This window comes from Actinoplanes hulinensis (genome assembly GCF_019429605.1).
Lineage (GTDB): Bacteria > Actinomycetota > Actinomycetes > Mycobacteriales > Micromonosporaceae > Actinoplanes > Actinoplanes campanulatus.
On sequence record NZ_JAHXZI010000002.1, the window covers coordinates 85,737 to 101,218 of the forward strand.

At 70.8% G+C, this 15,482-nt stretch carries 18 protein-coding genes; 12 read left to right on the forward strand and 6 right to left on the reverse strand.

Annotated elements, in window-relative coordinates; all coding sequences use genetic code 11:
- Positions 1-18: 18 nt before the first annotated feature.
- Genes pstC through pstB form a run of 3 tightly spaced genes read left to right on the forward strand, consistent with a single transcriptional unit; the run spans position 19 to position 2,965 of the window.
- Positions 19-1,089, forward strand: a complete 1,071-nt coding sequence (gene pstC / locus KZ829_RS04050) for a phosphate ABC transporter permease subunit PstC (RefSeq protein WP_220142502.1) — start codon at positions 19-21, stop codon at positions 1,087-1,089.
- Entirely contained in the window at positions 1,086-2,171 is a 1,086-nt protein-coding gene (gene pstA, locus KZ829_RS04055; protein WP_220142503.1) for a phosphate ABC transporter permease PstA, read from the forward strand. Before pstC ends, pstA begins: the two co-directional genes overlap by 4 nt.
- A 17-nt stretch (positions 2,172-2,188) precedes the next feature.
- The gene (gene pstB, locus KZ829_RS04060) at positions 2,189-2,965 is read left to right on the forward strand and encodes a phosphate ABC transporter ATP-binding protein PstB (protein ID WP_220142504.1); all 777 of its coding nucleotides are present in this window, start codon (positions 2,189-2,191) and stop codon (positions 2,963-2,965) included.
- Positions 2,966-3,279: 314 nt separating this feature from the next.
- Here the strand turns inward: pstB and KZ829_RS04065 are convergent, their stop codons facing one another.
- Positions 3,280-4,053 carry an NUDIX hydrolase gene (locus KZ829_RS04065; RefSeq protein ID WP_220142869.1) on the reverse strand — a complete coding sequence of 258 codons (774 nt, stop codon included), beginning with the start codon at positions 4,051-4,053 and terminating at the stop codon, positions 3,280-3,282.
- 59 nt (positions 4,054-4,112) lie between these two features.
- Between KZ829_RS04065 and KZ829_RS04070 the strand changes: the two genes are divergently transcribed.
- Positions 4,113-5,102 (forward strand): Gfo/Idh/MocA family protein, encoded by a 990-nt coding sequence (locus KZ829_RS04070; RefSeq protein WP_220142505.1) that lies wholly within the window; start codon positions 4,113-4,115, stop codon positions 5,100-5,102.
- Here KZ829_RS04070 and KZ829_RS04075 read toward each other — a convergent pair.
- The 3 genes from KZ829_RS04075 to KZ829_RS04085 form a co-directional block, all read right to left on the reverse strand.
- Positions 5,092-6,102 carry an inorganic phosphate transporter gene (locus KZ829_RS04075; protein WP_220142506.1) on the reverse strand — a complete coding sequence of 337 codons (1,011 nt, stop codon included), beginning with the start codon at positions 6,100-6,102 and terminating at the stop codon, positions 5,092-5,094. The genes KZ829_RS04070 and KZ829_RS04075 overlap by 11 nt on opposite strands.
- Before the next feature lie 3 nt (positions 6,103-6,105).
- Positions 6,106-6,732 (reverse strand): DUF47 domain-containing protein, encoded by a 627-nt coding sequence (locus KZ829_RS04080; protein WP_220142507.1) that lies wholly within the window; start codon positions 6,730-6,732, stop codon positions 6,106-6,108.
- A gap of 84 nt (positions 6,733-6,816) precedes the next feature.
- Positions 6,817-7,764: a PI-PLC domain-containing protein gene (locus tag KZ829_RS04085; protein WP_220142508.1), complete on the reverse strand. Its 948-nt coding sequence runs from the start codon at positions 7,762-7,764 to the stop codon at positions 6,817-6,819.
- A 99-nt stretch (positions 7,765-7,863) separates the two neighbouring features.
- Between KZ829_RS04085 and sigJ the strand changes: the two genes are divergently transcribed.
- Positions 7,864-8,736, forward strand: a complete 873-nt coding sequence (gene sigJ, locus KZ829_RS04090) for an RNA polymerase sigma factor SigJ (RefSeq protein ID WP_220142509.1) — start codon at positions 7,864-7,866, stop codon at positions 8,734-8,736.
- Here the strand turns inward: sigJ and KZ829_RS04095 are convergent.
- Positions 8,713-9,222: a DUF402 domain-containing protein gene (locus tag KZ829_RS04095; protein ID WP_220142510.1), complete on the reverse strand. Its 510-nt coding sequence runs from the start codon at positions 9,220-9,222 to the stop codon at positions 8,713-8,715. The two genes, sigJ and KZ829_RS04095, sit on opposite strands and share 24 nt — an antisense overlap.
- Before the next feature lie 155 nt (positions 9,223-9,377).
- Here KZ829_RS04095 and KZ829_RS04100 point away from each other — a divergent pair, with 155 nt between their 5' ends.
- The 3 genes from KZ829_RS04100 (at position 9,378) to KZ829_RS04110 (ending at position 12,750) form a co-directional block, all read left to right on the forward strand.
- A complete protein-coding gene (locus tag KZ829_RS04100; protein WP_246635101.1) occupies positions 9,378-11,273 on the forward strand; it encodes an ATP-dependent DNA helicase in 1,896 nt (631 codons plus the stop codon).
- Positions 11,274-11,456: 183 nt separating this feature from the next.
- Entirely contained in the window at positions 11,457-11,867 is a 411-nt protein-coding gene (locus KZ829_RS04105; RefSeq protein ID WP_308285328.1) for an NUDIX hydrolase, read from the forward strand.
- A gap of 25 nt (positions 11,868-11,892) precedes the next feature.
- Positions 11,893-12,750: a hypothetical protein gene (locus tag KZ829_RS04110; RefSeq protein WP_220142512.1), complete on the forward strand. Its 858-nt coding sequence runs from the start codon at positions 11,893-11,895 to the stop codon at positions 12,748-12,750.
- On the opposite strand, the gene KZ829_RS04115 is transcribed toward KZ829_RS04110, so the two are convergent.
- A complete protein-coding gene (locus tag KZ829_RS04115) occupies positions 12,744-13,118 on the reverse strand; it encodes a DsrE family protein (protein WP_220142513.1) in 375 nt (124 codons plus the stop codon). The genes KZ829_RS04110 and KZ829_RS04115 overlap by 7 nt on opposite strands.
- 14 nt (positions 13,119-13,132) lie before the next feature.
- Between KZ829_RS04115 and mtfM the strand changes: the two genes are divergently transcribed.
- The 4 genes from mtfM to ygfZ all read left to right on the forward strand — a co-directional run bounded on the left by mtfM (position 13,133) and on the right by ygfZ (position 15,359).
- Positions 13,133-13,237, forward strand: a complete 105-nt coding sequence (gene mtfM, locus KZ829_RS43770) for a small membrane protein MtfM (protein WP_043533180.1) — start codon at positions 13,133-13,135, stop codon at positions 13,235-13,237.
- Positions 13,234-13,836 (forward strand): heme-binding beta-barrel domain-containing protein, encoded by a 603-nt coding sequence (locus KZ829_RS04120; RefSeq protein ID WP_220142514.1) that lies wholly within the window; start codon positions 13,234-13,236, stop codon positions 13,834-13,836. The genes mtfM and KZ829_RS04120 overlap by 4 nt, the downstream gene beginning before the upstream one ends.
- A gap of 63 nt (positions 13,837-13,899) precedes the next feature.
- Positions 13,900-14,322, forward strand: coding sequence for a Fur family transcriptional regulator (locus tag KZ829_RS04125; protein ID WP_220142515.1), 423 nt, complete (start codon positions 13,900-13,902; stop codon positions 14,320-14,322).
- An 8-nt stretch (positions 14,323-14,330) separates the two neighbouring features.
- The gene (gene ygfZ / locus KZ829_RS04130) at positions 14,331-15,359 is read left to right on the forward strand and encodes a CAF17-like 4Fe-4S cluster assembly/insertion protein YgfZ (RefSeq protein WP_220142871.1); all 1,029 of its coding nucleotides are present in this window, start codon (positions 14,331-14,333) and stop codon (positions 15,357-15,359) included.
- Positions 15,360-15,482 lie beyond the last annotated feature (123 nt).

Below are 15,482 nucleotides of genomic sequence, written 5' to 3' on the forward strand. Positions count from 1 at the left end.
ACGACAGCGAGCGCGCAGATGGGTGACTACCCTTCCCGCTCGGCGAACGCCACCGCCGGCGACCTGGCCATGACTCCGCGTCATGCTCAGGGCGCCGGCTACGGCAATTCCCCGGGCAACTACAACGAGCCCCCGCTCGGTGGCGGTGGCGCACTGCCCAAGAAGACCCGCTTCTCGATGGAGACGGGCTTCCGTGGCCTGTCCACGGCCGCCGGTGCGATGGTGCTGGTCATCATCGTCGCCATCGCCGTCTTCCTGATCTCCAAGGCGGTGCCGGCCCTCCAGGCCAACAACGCCGGTTTCCTGACCGAGCTCAAGTGGTTCCCGAATGACACGGAACCCGTCTTCGGCATCGCCGCGCTCGCCTTCGGCACCGTCCTCAGCTCGATCATCGCGCTGATCGTCGCGGTGCCGATCGCGCTGAGCATCGCGCTCTTCCTCTCGCACTACGCGCCCCGGCGCCTGGCGACCCCACTGGGCTTCGTGATCGACCTGCTCGCGGCGGTGCCCAGTGTCGTCTTCGGTCTCTGGGGCCGGGACGTGTTCCAGCAGCCGGTCCGCGACTTCTCGATCTGGCTCAACCAGTACTTCGGCTGGATCCCGCTATTCGGCGGCGAGGGCCCGTTCGGCCAGTCCATCATGCTCGGCGGCCTGGTGCTGGCGATCATGGTGCTGCCGATCGTCACCTCGCTCTCCCGTGAGGTCTTCCAGCAGACCCCGGGCATGAACGAGGAGGCCGCCCTGGCCCTCGGCGCCACCCGCTGGGAGATGATCCGGACCGCGGTCCTGCCGTACGGCAAGCCCGGCGTGATCGCCGCCGTGATGCTCGGACTCGGCCGCGCGCTCGGCGAGACCATCGCCCTGGCCCTGACGCTCAGCATCGCCTTCAAAATCAACTTCAACCTGATCGAGAACGGCGGCAACTCGATCGCCGCCAACATCGCGAACGCCTTCGGTGAGGCCAACGAGACCGGCCGCGGCGCCCTGATCGCCTCCGGGCTGGTGCTCTTCGTGATCACGCTGGTGGTCAACATGACGGCGCGAGCGATCATCTACCGCCGTCGCGAGTTCCGGGACAGTGCCGCATGAGCATTCTCGAACAGCAGGTGCCGGGCGTCGTCATGACGCCGGACAACATTCGCAGCCGCAAGCTCCCGGTCGTCACCAACGTGCTCGTCGCGGTCGCCGCCTTCGCGGTCGCCGCGGTGGTCGTGCTCGGCACCGGAGTCGGCAACTGGGTCCTGGCCGTGGTGGTCGGGGCCTTCCTCTACCTGGTCGGCCTGTACTACGCCGCCAGCCGGGTGGAGGGCAAGCGGGCCGCCAAGAACCGCACCATGCAGGCGCTCATCTACTCCGCGTGCGTCCTGGCCATCCTGCCGCTCGCCTCGGTGGTGTGGACGCTGGTCTCCAAGGGCGTCGAGCGCCTCGACGCGAACTTCTTCAGCACCTCGATGAACAACATCGGCGCCCGGGACCCGCTGGGTGGCGCCTACCACGCCATCATCGGCACCCTGCAGCAGGTCGGCATCGCCACCCTGATGGCGGTGCCGCTCGGCGTGCTCGGCGCCATCTACCTGGTCGAGTACGGACGCGGAAAGTTCGCCGGCACGGTCCGCTTCTTCGTCGACGTGATGACCGGTATCCCGTCGATCGTGGCCGGTCTGTTCATCCTGTCGTTCTGGGTGCTGATAGTCAGCCCGTGGTTCAACAACGGGCAGCCGCGGTTCTCCGGCTTCGCCGCCTCACTGGCCCTGGCCGTGCTGATGCTGCCGACGATCGTCCGCTCCACCGAGGAGATGCTGCGCCTGGTGCCCGGGCCGCTCCGCGAGGGCTCGTACGCGCTCGGCGTCCCCCAGTGGAAGACGATCCTCAAGGTGGTCCTGCCGACCGCACTGCCCGGCATCGTCACCGGCGTCATGCTCGCCGTCGCCCGCGCGGCCGGCGAGACCGCCCCGGTGCTGTTGGTCGCCGGCGGCGCCGCGGCGATCAACTTCGACCCGTTCGGCGGGAACCAGCAGTCCCTCTCACTCTTCGTCTACCAGCAGGCCGGAGACGCCTCCCGATACGCGCCGGCCCGGGCCTGGACCGCCGCGCTGACCCTGGTGGCGCTGGTCCTGATCCTGACCATCGCCGCCAAGTTGCTCGCCCGACGCAACAAACTGTCCCGGTAAAGAAGGTGTACCCCGCCATGGCAAAGCGCATCGAGGCGAGCAACGTCTCCTCCTACTACGGTTCGTTCAAGGCCATCGACAGCGTCTCGATGACGGTCGAGCCGAAGACGATCACCGCTCTGATCGGCCCGTCCGGCTGCGGCAAGTCCACGTTCCTGCGGTCCATCAACCGCATGCACGAGGTGCTGCCGGGCGCCCGCATCGAGGGCAGCCTGACCATCGACGACCAGAACATCTACGACCCGGACGTGGACGTCACCGCCGTCCGCCGCATGATCGGCATGGTCTTCCAGCGGCCCAACCCGTTCCCGACCATGTCGATCTACGAGAACGCGGTCGCCGGCCTCAAGCTCAACGGCGTCAAGAAGAAGTCGCTGCTGGACGAGGCCGCCGAGAAGTCGCTGCGCTCGGCGAACCTGTGGGACGAGGTCAAGGACCGTCTCGACCGGCCCGGCGCGGGTCTCTCCGGCGGTCAGCAGCAGCGCCTCTGCATCGCCCGCACCATCGCGGTCGAGCCGCAGGTCGTGCTGATGGACGAGCCGTGTTCCGCCCTCGACCCGATCTCGACGCTGGCGATCGAGGACCTGATGTTCAAGCTGAAGGACCGCTTCACGATCATCATCGTCACGCACAACATGCAGCAGGCCGCCCGGGTCAGCGACAAGACCGGGTTCTTCTCGATCGACAAGACCGGCGACCCGGGCCGCCTGATCGAGTACGACGACACCCAGAAGATCTTCAGCAACCCCACCCAGAAGAAGACCGAGGACTACATCACGGGCCGCTTCGGATAAAGCTGGGCCTGATTGCTCCGCTTCGCTCCGCGGCAAAACGCCTTGTAACCGGTGTCGAGGCAGGTGATTTGCCGACGCCAGCGGGTTTTGCTGGCGGCGGGAAATCACCTGCCCCGACACCGGCGGCGTTTTGCGGGGACGTCGAGTGCACCGCCGTAGGGGCGGGTGGGCGTTCCGTGGGTGGGTGGGTGGGGTAGCCGGACCACCGAGCTCAGCCCGGTGGGCGCGGCAAAGGCTGGGGACGGCAGACGCTCGCGTGGAGCCGGCGGGGCGGACACGATTCGGTGGGGCGGTCGGTCCCGTACCGGAAATGTTCATGGGATGTGGAGGGTGACCTGGCCGTCCGGGGTGACCTCGACGCGGGGGTTGAGGGGGGTCGCGGCGTCGCGGTGGGCGGAGGCGGCGACGACGTCCGGGATGGTTCGGCAGGCGGCCAACTGGTCGAGGGTGCGCCGGGTGGGCGGCAGCATCGGGAGGCCGGCGGTGTCCTCGATGGTGATCCAAGCGGTGCGGTCGGCCTCGCCGGAGACGTCGCGGGTGGTCTGCGCCTCGGGGAGCAGCGCCACGAAGAACCAGGTGTCGAACCGTTTGGGCTCGAAGTCCGGGGTGATCCAGCGGGCCCAGGGCAGCAGCAGGTCGTCGCGCAGGCGCATGCCACGCCGGGCGAGCAGCTCGGTCATGGTGAGCTCGCGGCGCTGGACGGCGGCGCGGTCGGTCTCCCAGTCGACGCCGTCGGTGGCGGTGGCCGTGTGGTCCGGTTCGGCGAGCGAACCGGCCAGCAGGATGCCGGTCTCCTCGAAGAGCTCCCGGGCGGCGGCACCGACCACCGCGTGCGCCTCCCCGGTGGGCACGCCGAGACGCCCGGGCCAGTCGGCGCGGATGGTGTCGGGACGGTCCGAGGGGTCCACGGTCCCGCCCGGGAAGGCGTAGAGGCCGCCGAAGACCATGGTGGAGGCCCGGCGGAGGACGTAGACCTGGAAGGTGTCGGCGTGCGGCCGGAGCAGGACCACCGTGGCCGCCGGGCGGGCCGGGACCGGTGGGCCGGTGAACTCACGTGCGCGCTGCGACATGGCGGGGGGAAGCGGCATCGAGTCGGTCACCGGTCGATCCTGCCACCGCGGGTGCCCCGGGCGATACGGTATCGATCATGACTGGACAGAAGGTGCGCTGGGGGATTCTCGGTCCCGGTGGGATCGCCGGTACGTTCGCGGCCGACCTGCCCCTGGTGGCGGGCGCCGAACTGGCCGCCGTCGGCTCGCGGAATCTCGCGAGCGCCGAGGCGTTCGCCGAGCGGTTCGGGTTCGCCCGGGCGCACGGCTCGTACGCGGACCTGGCGGCCGACGACGGCGTCGACGCGATCTACGTGGCCACGCCGCACGCCTTCCATCTGGACGCCGCGATGCTGTGCGTGGAGGCCGGCAAAGCGGTGCTCGTGGAGAAGCCGATCACCGTGGATCTGGCCTCCGCCACGACGCTGATCGAGGCGGCCCGGGCCCGTGGGGTGTTCCTCATGGAGGCCATGTGGATGCGCTGCAACCCGGCGATCCGGAAGATCGCCGATCTGGTCGCCGGGGGCGCGATCGGCGACGTCAGCGCCCTCCACGCCGACTTCGGGCTCCAGGGCCCGTTCGAGGCCACGCACCGGCTGCGCGACCCGAGGCTGGGCGGCGGTGCGCTGCTCGACCTGGGCGTCTACCCGATCCACCTGGCGCATCTGATCCTGGGTTCGCCGGTCTCGGCGCAGGCCTGGGCGCATCTCACCCCGGAGCGGGTGGACGAGAACACCGGCGTCCTGATGGGCTATCAGGCCGGCGCGGTGGCCGCGCTGACGTGCAGCATCAACGGCGCCAGCCGGAACGCGGCCTCGATCACCGGGACCGCCGGGCGGATCGACCTGCCGGTCGGCTTCTTCGTGCCGCGTTCGTTCGTGCTGAACCGGCCGGACCGCGCCCCGGAGACGTTCGAGTTCCCCTTCGAGGGCAGCGGCTACCAGTTCGAGGCGGCCGAGGTGCAGCGCTGCCTGCTCGCCGGTGAGCTGGAGAGCCCGCTGGTCCCGCAGGCCACCACGCTCGAGGTGATGGCCCTGCTGGACGCGCTGCGCGACCAGATCGGCGTGGCCTACCAGCTCACGGACTGAAGAGCGGCCGGACCACGAAGTAGATCAGGCAGGAGAAGAACGCGGCGGCGGGGAACGTCGTGACCCACGCGATCACGATGTTGCCCGCCACGTTCCACCGGACCGCGCTGAGCCGCTTCGTCGCGCCCACGCCCATGATCGCCGAGGTGATGGTGTGCGTGGTCGAGATCGGTGCGGACAGCACCAGGGCGTTGAAGTAGAGCACCGAGCTGGCCACGGTCTCGGCCGCGAACCCCTCGGCCGGGCCCAGGTCGATGATCTTGCGGCCCAGGGTGCGGATGATCCGCCAGCCGCCGGAGTAGGTGCCGGCCGCCAGGACGGTCGCGGACGTCCAGTACACCCATTCCGGGATGTGCGTGGGGTCGTCCTGGATGCCGCCGGTGTAGAGGGCCAGCACCACGATGCCCATCGTCTTCGCGGCGTCCTGCATGCCGTGCCCGATGGACATCGCCGCGGCCGAGACGGTCTGCGCCCAGCGGAAACCGCGGTTCAGCCGGCCCGGGTGGCCGCGCCGGAAGATCCACATGATCGCGACCATCATCACGAAGCCGAGCACCAGCCCGACCAGCGGCGACAGCACCATCGGGACCAGCACCTTGCTGATGATGTTGTCCCACTGCACCTCGCCGGCCGTGGCGAAGAGGGTGGCGCCGACCAGGCCGCCGAAGAGCGCGTGCGACGAGCTGGACGGCAACCCGAAATACCACGTGATCAGGTTCCAGACGATGGCGCCGAGCACGCCGGCGAACACGACGCCGAGGCTGGCGATCCCGGTCGGCAGGTCGACCAGGCCGTCACCGACCGTCTTGGCCACCTCGGTGCCCAGGTGGGCGCCGATGAAGTTGCCGACCGCGGCCATCACCAGCGCGACCCGCGGGGTCAGGGCCCGGGTGCTCACGCTGGTGGCGATGGCGTTCGCGGCGTCGTGGAAGCCGTTCGTGTAGTCGAACGCCATCGCGGCCAGGATCACCGCCACGACCGCTATGAATTCGGGATCCAAGGTCTAGGACTCCTTGACCGCGATGGTCTCGACCGTGTTGGCCACGTGCTCGAAGGCGTCACAGGCCGCCTCCAGCTCGTCGACGACCTCCTTCATCTTCAAGACGGTCAGGGCGTCGTACTCCCCGGAGAAGAGCCGGACCAGCAGCATCCGGTAGGCGCGGTCGCCGTCGTTCTCCAGGCGGTTGACCTCGATCCAGTACTCCTCGAGGCCCTTCATCGAGCGCAGTCGGGGCATCGCCTCGGCGGTGATCTTCGCCTGCTGGTCCAGCACGGTGACCAGCTCGTGCATCTCCCGCGGGAGCGACGGCAGGTCGGTCAGCCCGTACAGGTAGAGCAGGTTGCCGGCCGCCTCCAGGTGGTCCATCACATCGTCCAGCTGGGAGCCGAGCGAGTAGATGTCCTCCCGGTCGAACGGGGTGATGAAGGTGGAGTTGATCTTCTTGTACAGCTCGTGGGTGATCGAGTCGCTGTCGTGCTCCACGTCGCTCAGCCGGTCGGCGACCGATTGGACGTCCACTCCGGGCAGCGCGAGCTCGTTGAGCAGCTCGGTTCCCTTCACCAGGTTGGACGCGGCCTTGGTGAAGAGTTCGTAGAAGGCGCCCTCGACGGGACGGAATGAGAACTTCACGGCGCGGACCTCGATCGGCGGTCTTGTGGATGGATCTCCGGAGGCATGCTATCGGTCCACGCGGGTTCACCCTTCGCGACGGGGTCAAACCTGTTCGTGATGTACAACCGTGCGGGGCGCGTTCGGGCGGGGGACGGAACGGCGTACCGCCCTCGTCGGAAGGTGCGGGCGAGGGGTTCCGCTGACCGGGTGCCGGCGCAGGTGCCGGGCCAGCCCGGTCAGGTCGGCGTCGGCGATCACGTCCACACCGGCCGCTCCCAGCTCGCTCCACACTGCCGCACGGGCCTTGCGGGAGCCCTCCGGCAGCCCGGAGAACCGGACCGTACGGCCGTCGTCGTGAGCGGCCCGGACCAGCGCGTGCAGCTGATGCCGTTCCTCGGCGGTGATCGGATCGCGGCCGTCCCAGCCGAACCGCCTGGTCCACCACTCGCTCACCATCGGCACCAGATCCGGCGGGGCGGCGCGGGAGCCCAGGTCATCGAAGGTGCCGTCGGCGAACGCGTACCGTTCGGACTGGGCGGCGAGCAGCTCACGGACGTCGACCGCGCCGGTCACCGTGACGGTCACCGCGCCCGCGGTCAGCACCCCGTCGCGGCTCCGGCTGAGCAGGTCGGCGTGGTCGCGCAGTTGCCGGTCCAGCATCCGGTAGGCGCGCAGCAGCGCCTGCGGGTCCCGGCTCGGCCCGCCGAACTCGACCACCAGCCGGAACGGCGCCTGCTGGTTCGGCCAGAGCCGGCCGTCGGCGGCCATGGCCCGGGCGAAGAGCGGCGCCAGCACCAGGCGGCGCAGGGTGCGGCCGGGCTGCGGGGCGCCGGGCCCGAGGAAGAGCTCGCCGCGGGGTCCGGGGTAGACCCGTACGGTCATCCCGCCCAGTCCGAGCTTGAGCACCCCGGGCAGCGGGTCGGCGAGGGCCGGTCCGGTCAGCGCGTGCCCGGAGATCAGCCATGAGCGGCGGGAACGGCGGAATACCGCGACCGAGACCGCGCCACCGGCTCCGGCGAGACCGGCCAGGCCGCCGGCGAGAGTCGCCATGTCCTGCAACACGCACCATCCGATTCGTACTTTATGGGTGTTTCATACTGTGGCACAGTCGACTCCCGGGAACCCGCAATCTCCCGCAGAATTTCCTTCATGCCGTCGCCGACCGTGACCGAGTTCGAGGCCCACCGTCCCTATCTGATGGCCGTCGCGTACCGGATGCTCGGCAGCCGGACCGAGGCCGAGGACGCGGTCCAGGAGGCCTGGCTGCGCTACGCGCAACAGCCGGCCGGCGACATCCGGGACGCGCGGGGCTGGCTCACCACGGTCACCGGCCGGATCTGCCTGGACCAGCTCAATTCCGCCCGGGTACGCCGTACCGCGTACCCCGGTGAGTGGCTGCCCGCCTTCGTGGTCGAACCGGACGCCGGCCCCGCCGACCGGGCCGAGATCGCCGACCAGGTCAGCCTCGCGCTGCTCGTGGTGCTGGAACGGCTCACCCCGGAGCAGCGGGTCGCGTTCGTCCTGCACGACGCGTTCGGCGTGCCGTTCGACGAGGTGGCCGCGGTGCTCGACGGCACGCCGGCCGCGGCCCGCCAGCACGCCTCACGGGCCCGCCGGGCGGTCTCCGGCGGCGGCGTCCGGCACACCGCCGGGCCGGCCGAGCAGCGGCGGGTGCTCGACGCCTTCCTCGCCGCGGCACGGGACGGCGACATGCGTACCCTCGCCGCGGTGCTCGCCCCCGACGTGGTCGCGATCAGCGACGGCGGCGGGGTGGTCCGGTCCGCGCTCCGGCCGATCCTCGGCGCCGAGAAGGTGGCCCGGTTCTACCTCGGGCTGGCCAGGAAATTCGCCGCCGTCAGCGGCGTCACGACGGAACCGGTGCTGGTCGACGGCACGGCCGCGATCCTGATCCGGGGCGAGGGGCTCAGTGTGGCGCTCGCCGTCGCCGTCGACGACGGGCGGATCACCGGCCTCTTCAGCCAGCAGAACCCGGAGAAGCTAGTCCTGGGTGACCTCGAGTAGGTGCTTGCGGTAGTGCGAGGCGAACGGCTCGGTGCCGTCGCCGAGCACCCCGAGCAGGTAGTGGGACGCGGCATAGGCGTGCTCCACGAGATCCTCCGGGTAACCGAACGCGACCCGGTGCTCGGCGAACTCGTCCTCGTCGCGCAGCTCGACCAGACCGCTCTCGCGGCGGCGGACCGCATCCAGATCCAGGTCGACGATGTGCACCGTGTCACCCTCCCAGCGGGCCGGGGTGGTGATGTCGCAGTAGACCTCGCTGGTCCGCGGCGGCGGGTTGAACATCCCGGTCCACCAGGCGTGATGCGGGATCAACAGGACGAACGGGATCTGCTCCACCGAGGGGCGGCCGTGGTAGACCGACGCTGTGCCGCGCGTCACGCCGACCCAGGTGCCCAGGTCGTCCTCGGCCAGGCGGCGGGCCGGGTAGTCACGATGCGCCGAACCGTCGTACTTCGTGTAGATGACCCGGACCATCTCGCTCGGCATGGCTTGCACCCTAGCGGTGACCCGGATATGTCGGTGGTGGCGGGTACGGTTCCACCGTGCCCGCAGCCGCCAAGAAGAAGACCACCGCCGGACAGCTCCTCGCCGCCGCCGTCGGCGCGGTCCCCGGAGGGGCCGCCCGCCCAGGTCAGCAGGCCATGGTCGAGGCCATCGAGAAGTCGATCAAGGACCGTGAGCACCTGCTCGTCCAGGCCGGCACGGGCACCGGCAAGAGCCTCGGCTACCTGACCCCGGCCCTGCTCGTCGACGGCCCGGTGGTGGTCTCCACGGCCACCCTGGCGCTCCAGAACCAGCTGGTCGAGCACGACCTGCCCCGGCTCGCCGAGGCGGTCCAGCCGGTGCTCGGGCGCCAGCCCACGTTCGCCGTTCTCAAGGGCCGTCACCACTACCTCTGCGTGGCCAAGCTCGAGCACGCCGACGAGGAGGGGCCCACCGACACCCTGTTCGACGCCGCCCCCGCGCCCAAGGCCGGCCAGTGGCTCGGCGAGGCGGGCCGGCTCGGCAAACAGATCCAGCGGGTCCGGGCCTGGTCGGAGAAGACGCAGACCGGCGACCGGGACGAGCTGGACCCCGGCGTCGATGACACCGCCTGGCGGCAGGTGTCCATGCCGGCACGTGACTGCGTCGGGGCCGGCCGTTGCCCGTACGGGGCGGAGTGCTTCGCCGAGGCCTCCCGCACCCGGGCCCGCGAGGCCGACATCGTCGTCACCAACCACAGCCTCCTCGCCGTCGACATGCTCGCCGGCCGGCAGATCGTGCCGCCGCACAAACTACTCGTCGTCGACGAGGCGCACGAGCTCGCCGACCGGGTCTCCTCGGCCGCCCAGGCCGAGCTCACCCCGGAGGCGATCGAGCGGGCCGGCCGCCGCGCCCGCACCCTGGTCCCGCAGGCCGCCGCCGAACAACTCGCCGAGGCCGCCGACGCGCTCACCGTGGGCCTGGCCGACGTGCCCGCCGGGCGGCTCACCGACGGCCTGCCGGAGACGCTGCGGCTCGCCGTCACGACCCTGGAGCTGGCCACCCGGTCCGGGCTGTCCGCGATCGGCGAGATCAAGGCCGACGACTCCGACCCGGTCGGCAAACAGCAGGCCAAGGCGGTGCTCGACGAGCTGTCCGGCACCGCTCAGCGGCTGCTGGAGGAGAATGCGTACGACGTCGCCTGGGTGGAGAAGTCCGACATGGGCCACGGCCGCCGGGCGCTCGTGGTGGCGCCGCTGTCGGTGGCCGGCACCCTCTCCGAGAGCCTCTACAAGGACCGGACCGTCGTGGTCACCTCGGCCACCCTCACCCTGGGCGGCCGGTTCGACACGGTGGCCCGCTCCCTCGGGCTGCCCGCGGGCGCCGACGGCGCCTCCTCCGGAGACGGGTGGACCTCCCTCGACGTCGGGTCGCCCTTCGACTATCCCAAACAGGGGATTCTGTACGTGGCGGCGCACCTGCCCAGGCCCGCGGCGTCCGGCCTGCCCGACGCGGCCGCGGCCGAGCTGCTCCGGCTGGTCGAGGCGCTCGGTGGGCGTACTCTCGGGCTCTTCTCCTCCCGCAAGGCCGCCACCCAGGCCGCCGAGCTGCTGCGCGCCAAGACCGACCTGCCGGTCCTGTTGCAGGGCGAGGAGACGCTGCCGATCCTGGTCCGCAAGTTCAAAGAGGACAGGGCCAGCTGCCTCTTCGGGGTGATGTCGCTGTGGCAGGGCGTCGACGTGCCGGGCGACGCCTGCCAGCTCGTCGTCATCGACCGCCTGCCCTTCCCTCGCCCGGACGAGCCGCTGGCCGCCGCCCGCTCGGCCGCCGTGGACTCCTCCGGCGGTTCCGGCTTCTCCGCGGTCAGCGTCCCGATCGCGGCGGTCCGCCTGGCCCAGGGGGTCGGCCGCCTGATCCGCTCCACCGGCGACAAGGGCGTGGTCGCGGTCCTCGACTCCCGCCTGGAGACGGCCCGCGGCTACGGCGGCTTCCTCCGTAAGTCCCTGCCCCCGTTCTGGTACACGACCCGGCCCGACGTCGCCGAGGGCGCCCTCCGCCGCCTGGCCCAGACCTGATCGGGATCAGGGTGACGTGGAACCCGGAGCGTTCTTGAACGATCGGCTACCTACAGCGGTGGCAAATCGTTCAAGATCGCACAACGTCGGCATGCAAAGCGGGCGAAATGGAGCAATGTGCGTCTCGACTGGGGGCGCCCGTTAGGGTCGTCGTCGGTAAGGCCGAGCCGGAGGGATTCGCTGGTGCTTCTCATTGCCTGCACGTTCGTGGTGGATCGGGACGGGGCTCTGCTTCTGCAACTGCGTGACGACAAGGCGCCCTACTTCCCGAACGTGTGGGGGCTACCCGGCGGGGCGATCGAAGCGGAAGAGACGCCGGAGCAGGGCGCGGCCCGCGAGCTGTGGGAGGAGGCCCGGCTGCGGGTCGACGACCGGCTGCGGCTCTTCGCCCAGCAGGAGTTGCCTGAGCAGGCGCGCGTCAAGAACTACTTCTACGGGGCTACCTCCGCGCGACAGGAGGACGTGGTGCTCGGGGAGGGCGCGGCCATGGTGTTCGTACCGGCGGCCGAGGTGCTCGATCGGCCCTTCACGCCGGGCACCGCCGAGATGATCGAGCGGTTCCTGTCGTCCCGGGAGTATGCGTCCCTCACTTAGGGTTCCGCCCTCCTGACGTGTCACCATGACTGCCGTGACAGGGGCGGGGCGGCGTCGATGGCTGATCGGTGGGGTCACCGCCTGGGCTGTGCTGCTGCTGGGCGGCGGGCTGTGGTCGGTGCGTTCCGACCCGCCCACGGTGCCGGAGCAGCGGGACGCCGGGCAGGCGCTGCCGGTGCTGCGGGAGGCCGCCGGTGCGGTGGTCTCGGCAGCTCAGGGCGGCGAGTGGGTACTGCGTCTCGGGGAGTTGCGGGTCGAGGAGTGCGCGCTCACCCCGGCATGGGACGGCGCCGAGATCAGCCGTGAGGTGACCGTCTACGTGCCGGAGGGGGAGGCTCACGCGGCGCTCGACGGCATCGCGGCAGGGCTTCCGGCCGGTTACCGGGCCGGGATGACCGTGGCCCGGGGCGCCACCCGGTTGTCGTTGTTCGCGGATGCCGGAGAGTTCGTCGGGATCGCGGCCGAGGCCTCGTCCGCCGACCAGGTGTTGCGGATCCTGATCTCCAGCGGGTGCCGGCCGGGCGTGGAGCGACTCGACCGGGCCGACCCGGCTTCCGGCCCGGCCCCGGAGCTGCTCACCGAGACGCTGGCGGCGTTCAGCACCCCGAGCCCGGCTGACGGCGGCGAAGACCCGGCGGATGGTGGCGTGAGCACGACGGAGACCCGGGCCGTCGCCTGCCCGGACGGGGGGACCGCGGCGACGTTCGTGGCGGACGGTGGCGCGGCCCGGCCGGAGAGCGAGCCGGTCGGCGTGCCCGAGGGGACGCTTCCGGTGTGGGTGGAGCCGGGCGCATGGGCGTACCGGATCGGGTCTGAATCGGTCGTGGTGACCACCGAGGGCGGGCGGTGGCAGGTGACCTTGACCACCGGCTGCCGTCAGTAGACGAGGGCCTGCGCGCCCTCCGACATGATCTCCTCGACGAAGGCCGCCGCGCCGGCGATGCGGATGCCGGGGATGACGTCGCCGGGGCCGATGCCGCGGCGGGCCGCGCACTGCGTGCAGAGGGTGACCCGGGCCTCGGCCAGCAGGACTTCCAGCAGGTCGGGCAGGGGTGCGGCGTGCGGCAGGTCGAACTCGGCGGCCCGTCCGGGCAGGGCGAACCACGCGGACTCCCCGGTGAGCCAGAGGGAGACGCCGATGCCGGCGGTCACCGCCGTGCTCGCCACGTTGAAGGCCTGCGAGCAGCGCTCCGGCGCGTCGGCGCCGGCGGTGGCCTTGACGACCAGCAAACGTGCCATACCGGCCAGCATAAGATGGGCCGGTCATGGTTACCGAGATCGGGTTCGTGAGCCTGCTGGTCGCCGCCCTGGGTGGGCTGGCCGGCGGGTTCGGCTATCTGGCAATGCGTATTTCGAGGGGGCGCTGGTGAGCGGCAGCGAGACGGAAAACCCACTGGGCCCGCCGCCGTGGCTGCACGCGCCTCCGGTCGATCCCTATCCCTACGAGGACACACACGACCTGCGGTCCGGCCCGGACCTGCACCCGTCGCTGCTCGGCCTGCTGCCCTTCGTGGGCCTGTGGCGGGGCCGTGGCCAGGGCGGATTCCCGGTGGACGAGGACTACAACTTCGCCCAGGAGATCCGGATCAGCCACGACGGCCGGTCGTTCCTGCGCTACGAGTCGCGGTCCTGGCTGCTCGACGACGAGTCGAAGCCGATCGGGCAGGCGCTTGTCGAGTCCGGGTTCTGGCGTCCGGTGCTGGTCGACGACCGCCCCGGTGACGAGATGGAAGCCACCATGATCCGGCCGGACGGGGTGGCCGAACTCTACCTGGGCAAGGCGAACAACACGCGGCTGGAGATGACCGCCGACGCGGTCGCCTACACGCCGTCGGGTCTGCACGTCACCGGTGGGCAGCGGCTCTTCGGGATCGTCGAGGGCGCGCTGCTCTACGCCCACGAGATCTCCGTCGACAACAGCAAGCTGCACCCGCACATGTCCGCCCGGCTGCTGCGGATCGGCGGCTGAGCGACACCTTCGGTCCGGATGTGGCGGGACGCCGCGGGAGATCCAGCGAACTATGCTCGTAACGTGTCCGCCACATCGCTAGCCGCCATGCTCCGGGAGCGGGGCCTGCGACTCACCCCGCAGCGTCAGCTGATCCTCGAAGCGGTGCACGAACTCGGTCATGCGACACCGGAGTCGGTGCACAACGCGGTCCGGGAGCGGGCCGCCGGGGTGAACATCACGACCGTCTACCGCACCCTCGAGCTGCTCGAGGAGCTGGGGCTGGTCAATCACACACACCTCTCGCACGGCTCGCCGACGTACCATGCGGCCGGCGAGGATCAGCACGTCCACCTGGTGTGCCGGTCGTGCGGGTCGATCGCCGAGGTCGATCCGGCGGTGATGGAGCCGGTCACCGGGCTGCTCCTGCGGGAGCGGGAGTTCCGGGTGGACGTCGGGCACGTCTCCCTCTTCGGCCTGTGCGGCAACTGCAAGGAGCCCGAGTGACCGTCGTGATGGTCGAGGATCTCGACCCCGGTTCCGCCGATGCCGGAGTGCCCGCGCACTTCGGCGACCCGATGCGCGAGCAGCGCCTGCTGGAGACCGGGGTGGGCCTGGTCGACCGGTCGAACCGTGAGGTGATCGCGGTTCCCGGCGAGGAGCGGGCGAGCTGGTTGCACACGCTGACCACCCAGCACCTCTCGTCGCTGAGCAGCGGCGAGGGCAGTGAGCTGCTGGTCCTCTCCCCGAACGGGCACATCGAGCAGCACGCCTTCGTCACCGAGGACGGGACGACGGCCTGGCTCGACACCGAGCCCGGCGCGGGGGCGGGACTCCTGAAATATCTGGAGATGATGCGCTTCTTCACCCGGGTGGAGCCCCGCGACGCGACCGCCGAGATCGCGGTGTTGTCGCTGGTCGGCCCCGGTGCGGCCGAGCTCTTCCCGGACCTCGCGGCCGCTCGGGTCAGCGCGGTTCCGGCGAGCCGGTTCGCCGCCGGGTCCGTTCCACCCCAGGCCACATCGCTCTATTCGGTACGGGCATTCGAAGGCGGCCTGGCCCGTCGTGTGCCTCTCGGCGTGGACCTGCTCGTGCCGCGTTCCGCGAAGGAGGCGGTCGTCGAGAAGCTGGGCGTGGCGCCGGCCGGGCTCTGGGCCTACGAGGCGGTGCGTGTCGCGGCCCGCATCCCGCGTCTGGGCTGGGAGACCGACCACCGGACGATTCCCGCCGAGATCGAGCTGATGGCGGCCAGTGTGCACCTCGAGAAGGGGTGCTACCGCGGTCAGGAGACGGTCGCCCGGGTGCACAACCTGGGCCGTCCGCCCCGCCGCCAGGTCCTGCTGCACCTGGACGGGGTCGCCACCGACCACCCACCGGCCCGCGGTACTGCCGTCGAGCTGGACGGGCGGGCGATCGGCTTCGTCGGCACCGCCGTGCGGCACCATGAGCTGGGCATGATCGCGCTGGCCGTGGTGAAGCGCAACGTGCCCGACGACGCCCGCCTCACGGTGGGGGAGTCGGCCGCGGCCATCGACGCCGAGTAGGAACCGGGTAACCCGCCCGGCGTGAGTGGCGGCACGTTAGGGAGCAGCCGGCCGATCTCAGCCCGGCGGGCGCGGCACAGGCCGGTCCACGACGCAAGCGAGCGCCGCACGGACGGAACGGCC

Bases quoted from the DNA above. Each gene is read 5' to 3' on its own strand.
- KZ829_RS04070 (WP_220142505.1), top strand. From the start codon at position 4,113: ATGACTGGACAGAAGGTGCGCTGGGGGATTCTCGGTCCCGGTGGGATC.
- mtfM (WP_043533180.1), top strand. From the start codon at position 13,133: ATGGTTACCGAGATCGGGTTCGTGAGCCTGCTGGTCGCCGCCCTGGGT.
- pstC (WP_220142502.1), top strand. From the start codon at position 19: ATGGGTGACTACCCTTCCCGCTCGGCGAACGCCACCGCCGGCGACCTG.
- KZ829_RS04095 (WP_220142510.1), bottom strand. From the start codon at position 9,222: ATGCCGAGCGAGATGGTCCGGGTCATCTACACGAAGTACGACGGTTCG.
- KZ829_RS04115 (WP_220142513.1), bottom strand. From the start codon at position 13,118: ATGCTGGCCGGTATGGCACGTTTGCTGGTCGTCAAGGCCACCGCCGGC.
- KZ829_RS04100 (WP_246635101.1), top strand. From the start codon at position 9,378: ATGGTCGAGGCCATCGAGAAGTCGATCAAGGACCGTGAGCACCTGCTC.
- pstB (WP_220142504.1), top strand. From the start codon at position 2,189: ATGGCAAAGCGCATCGAGGCGAGCAACGTCTCCTCCTACTACGGTTCG.
- pstA (WP_220142503.1), top strand. From the start codon at position 1,086: ATGAGCATTCTCGAACAGCAGGTGCCGGGCGTCGTCATGACGCCGGAC.
- KZ829_RS04085 (WP_220142508.1), bottom strand. From the start codon at position 7,764: ATGGCGACTCTCGCCGGCGGCCTGGCCGGTCTCGCCGGAGCCGGTGGC.
- sigJ (WP_220142509.1), top strand. From the start codon at position 7,864: ATGCCGTCGCCGACCGTGACCGAGTTCGAGGCCCACCGTCCCTATCTG.
- KZ829_RS04065 (WP_220142869.1), bottom strand. From the start codon at position 4,053: ATGCCGCTTCCCCCCGCCATGTCGCAGCGCGCACGTGAGTTCACCGGC.
- ygfZ (WP_220142871.1), top strand. From the start codon at position 14,331: ATGGTCGAGGATCTCGACCCCGGTTCCGCCGATGCCGGAGTGCCCGCG.
- KZ829_RS04110 (WP_220142512.1), top strand. From the start codon at position 11,893: ATGACTGCCGTGACAGGGGCGGGGCGGCGTCGATGGCTGATCGGTGGG.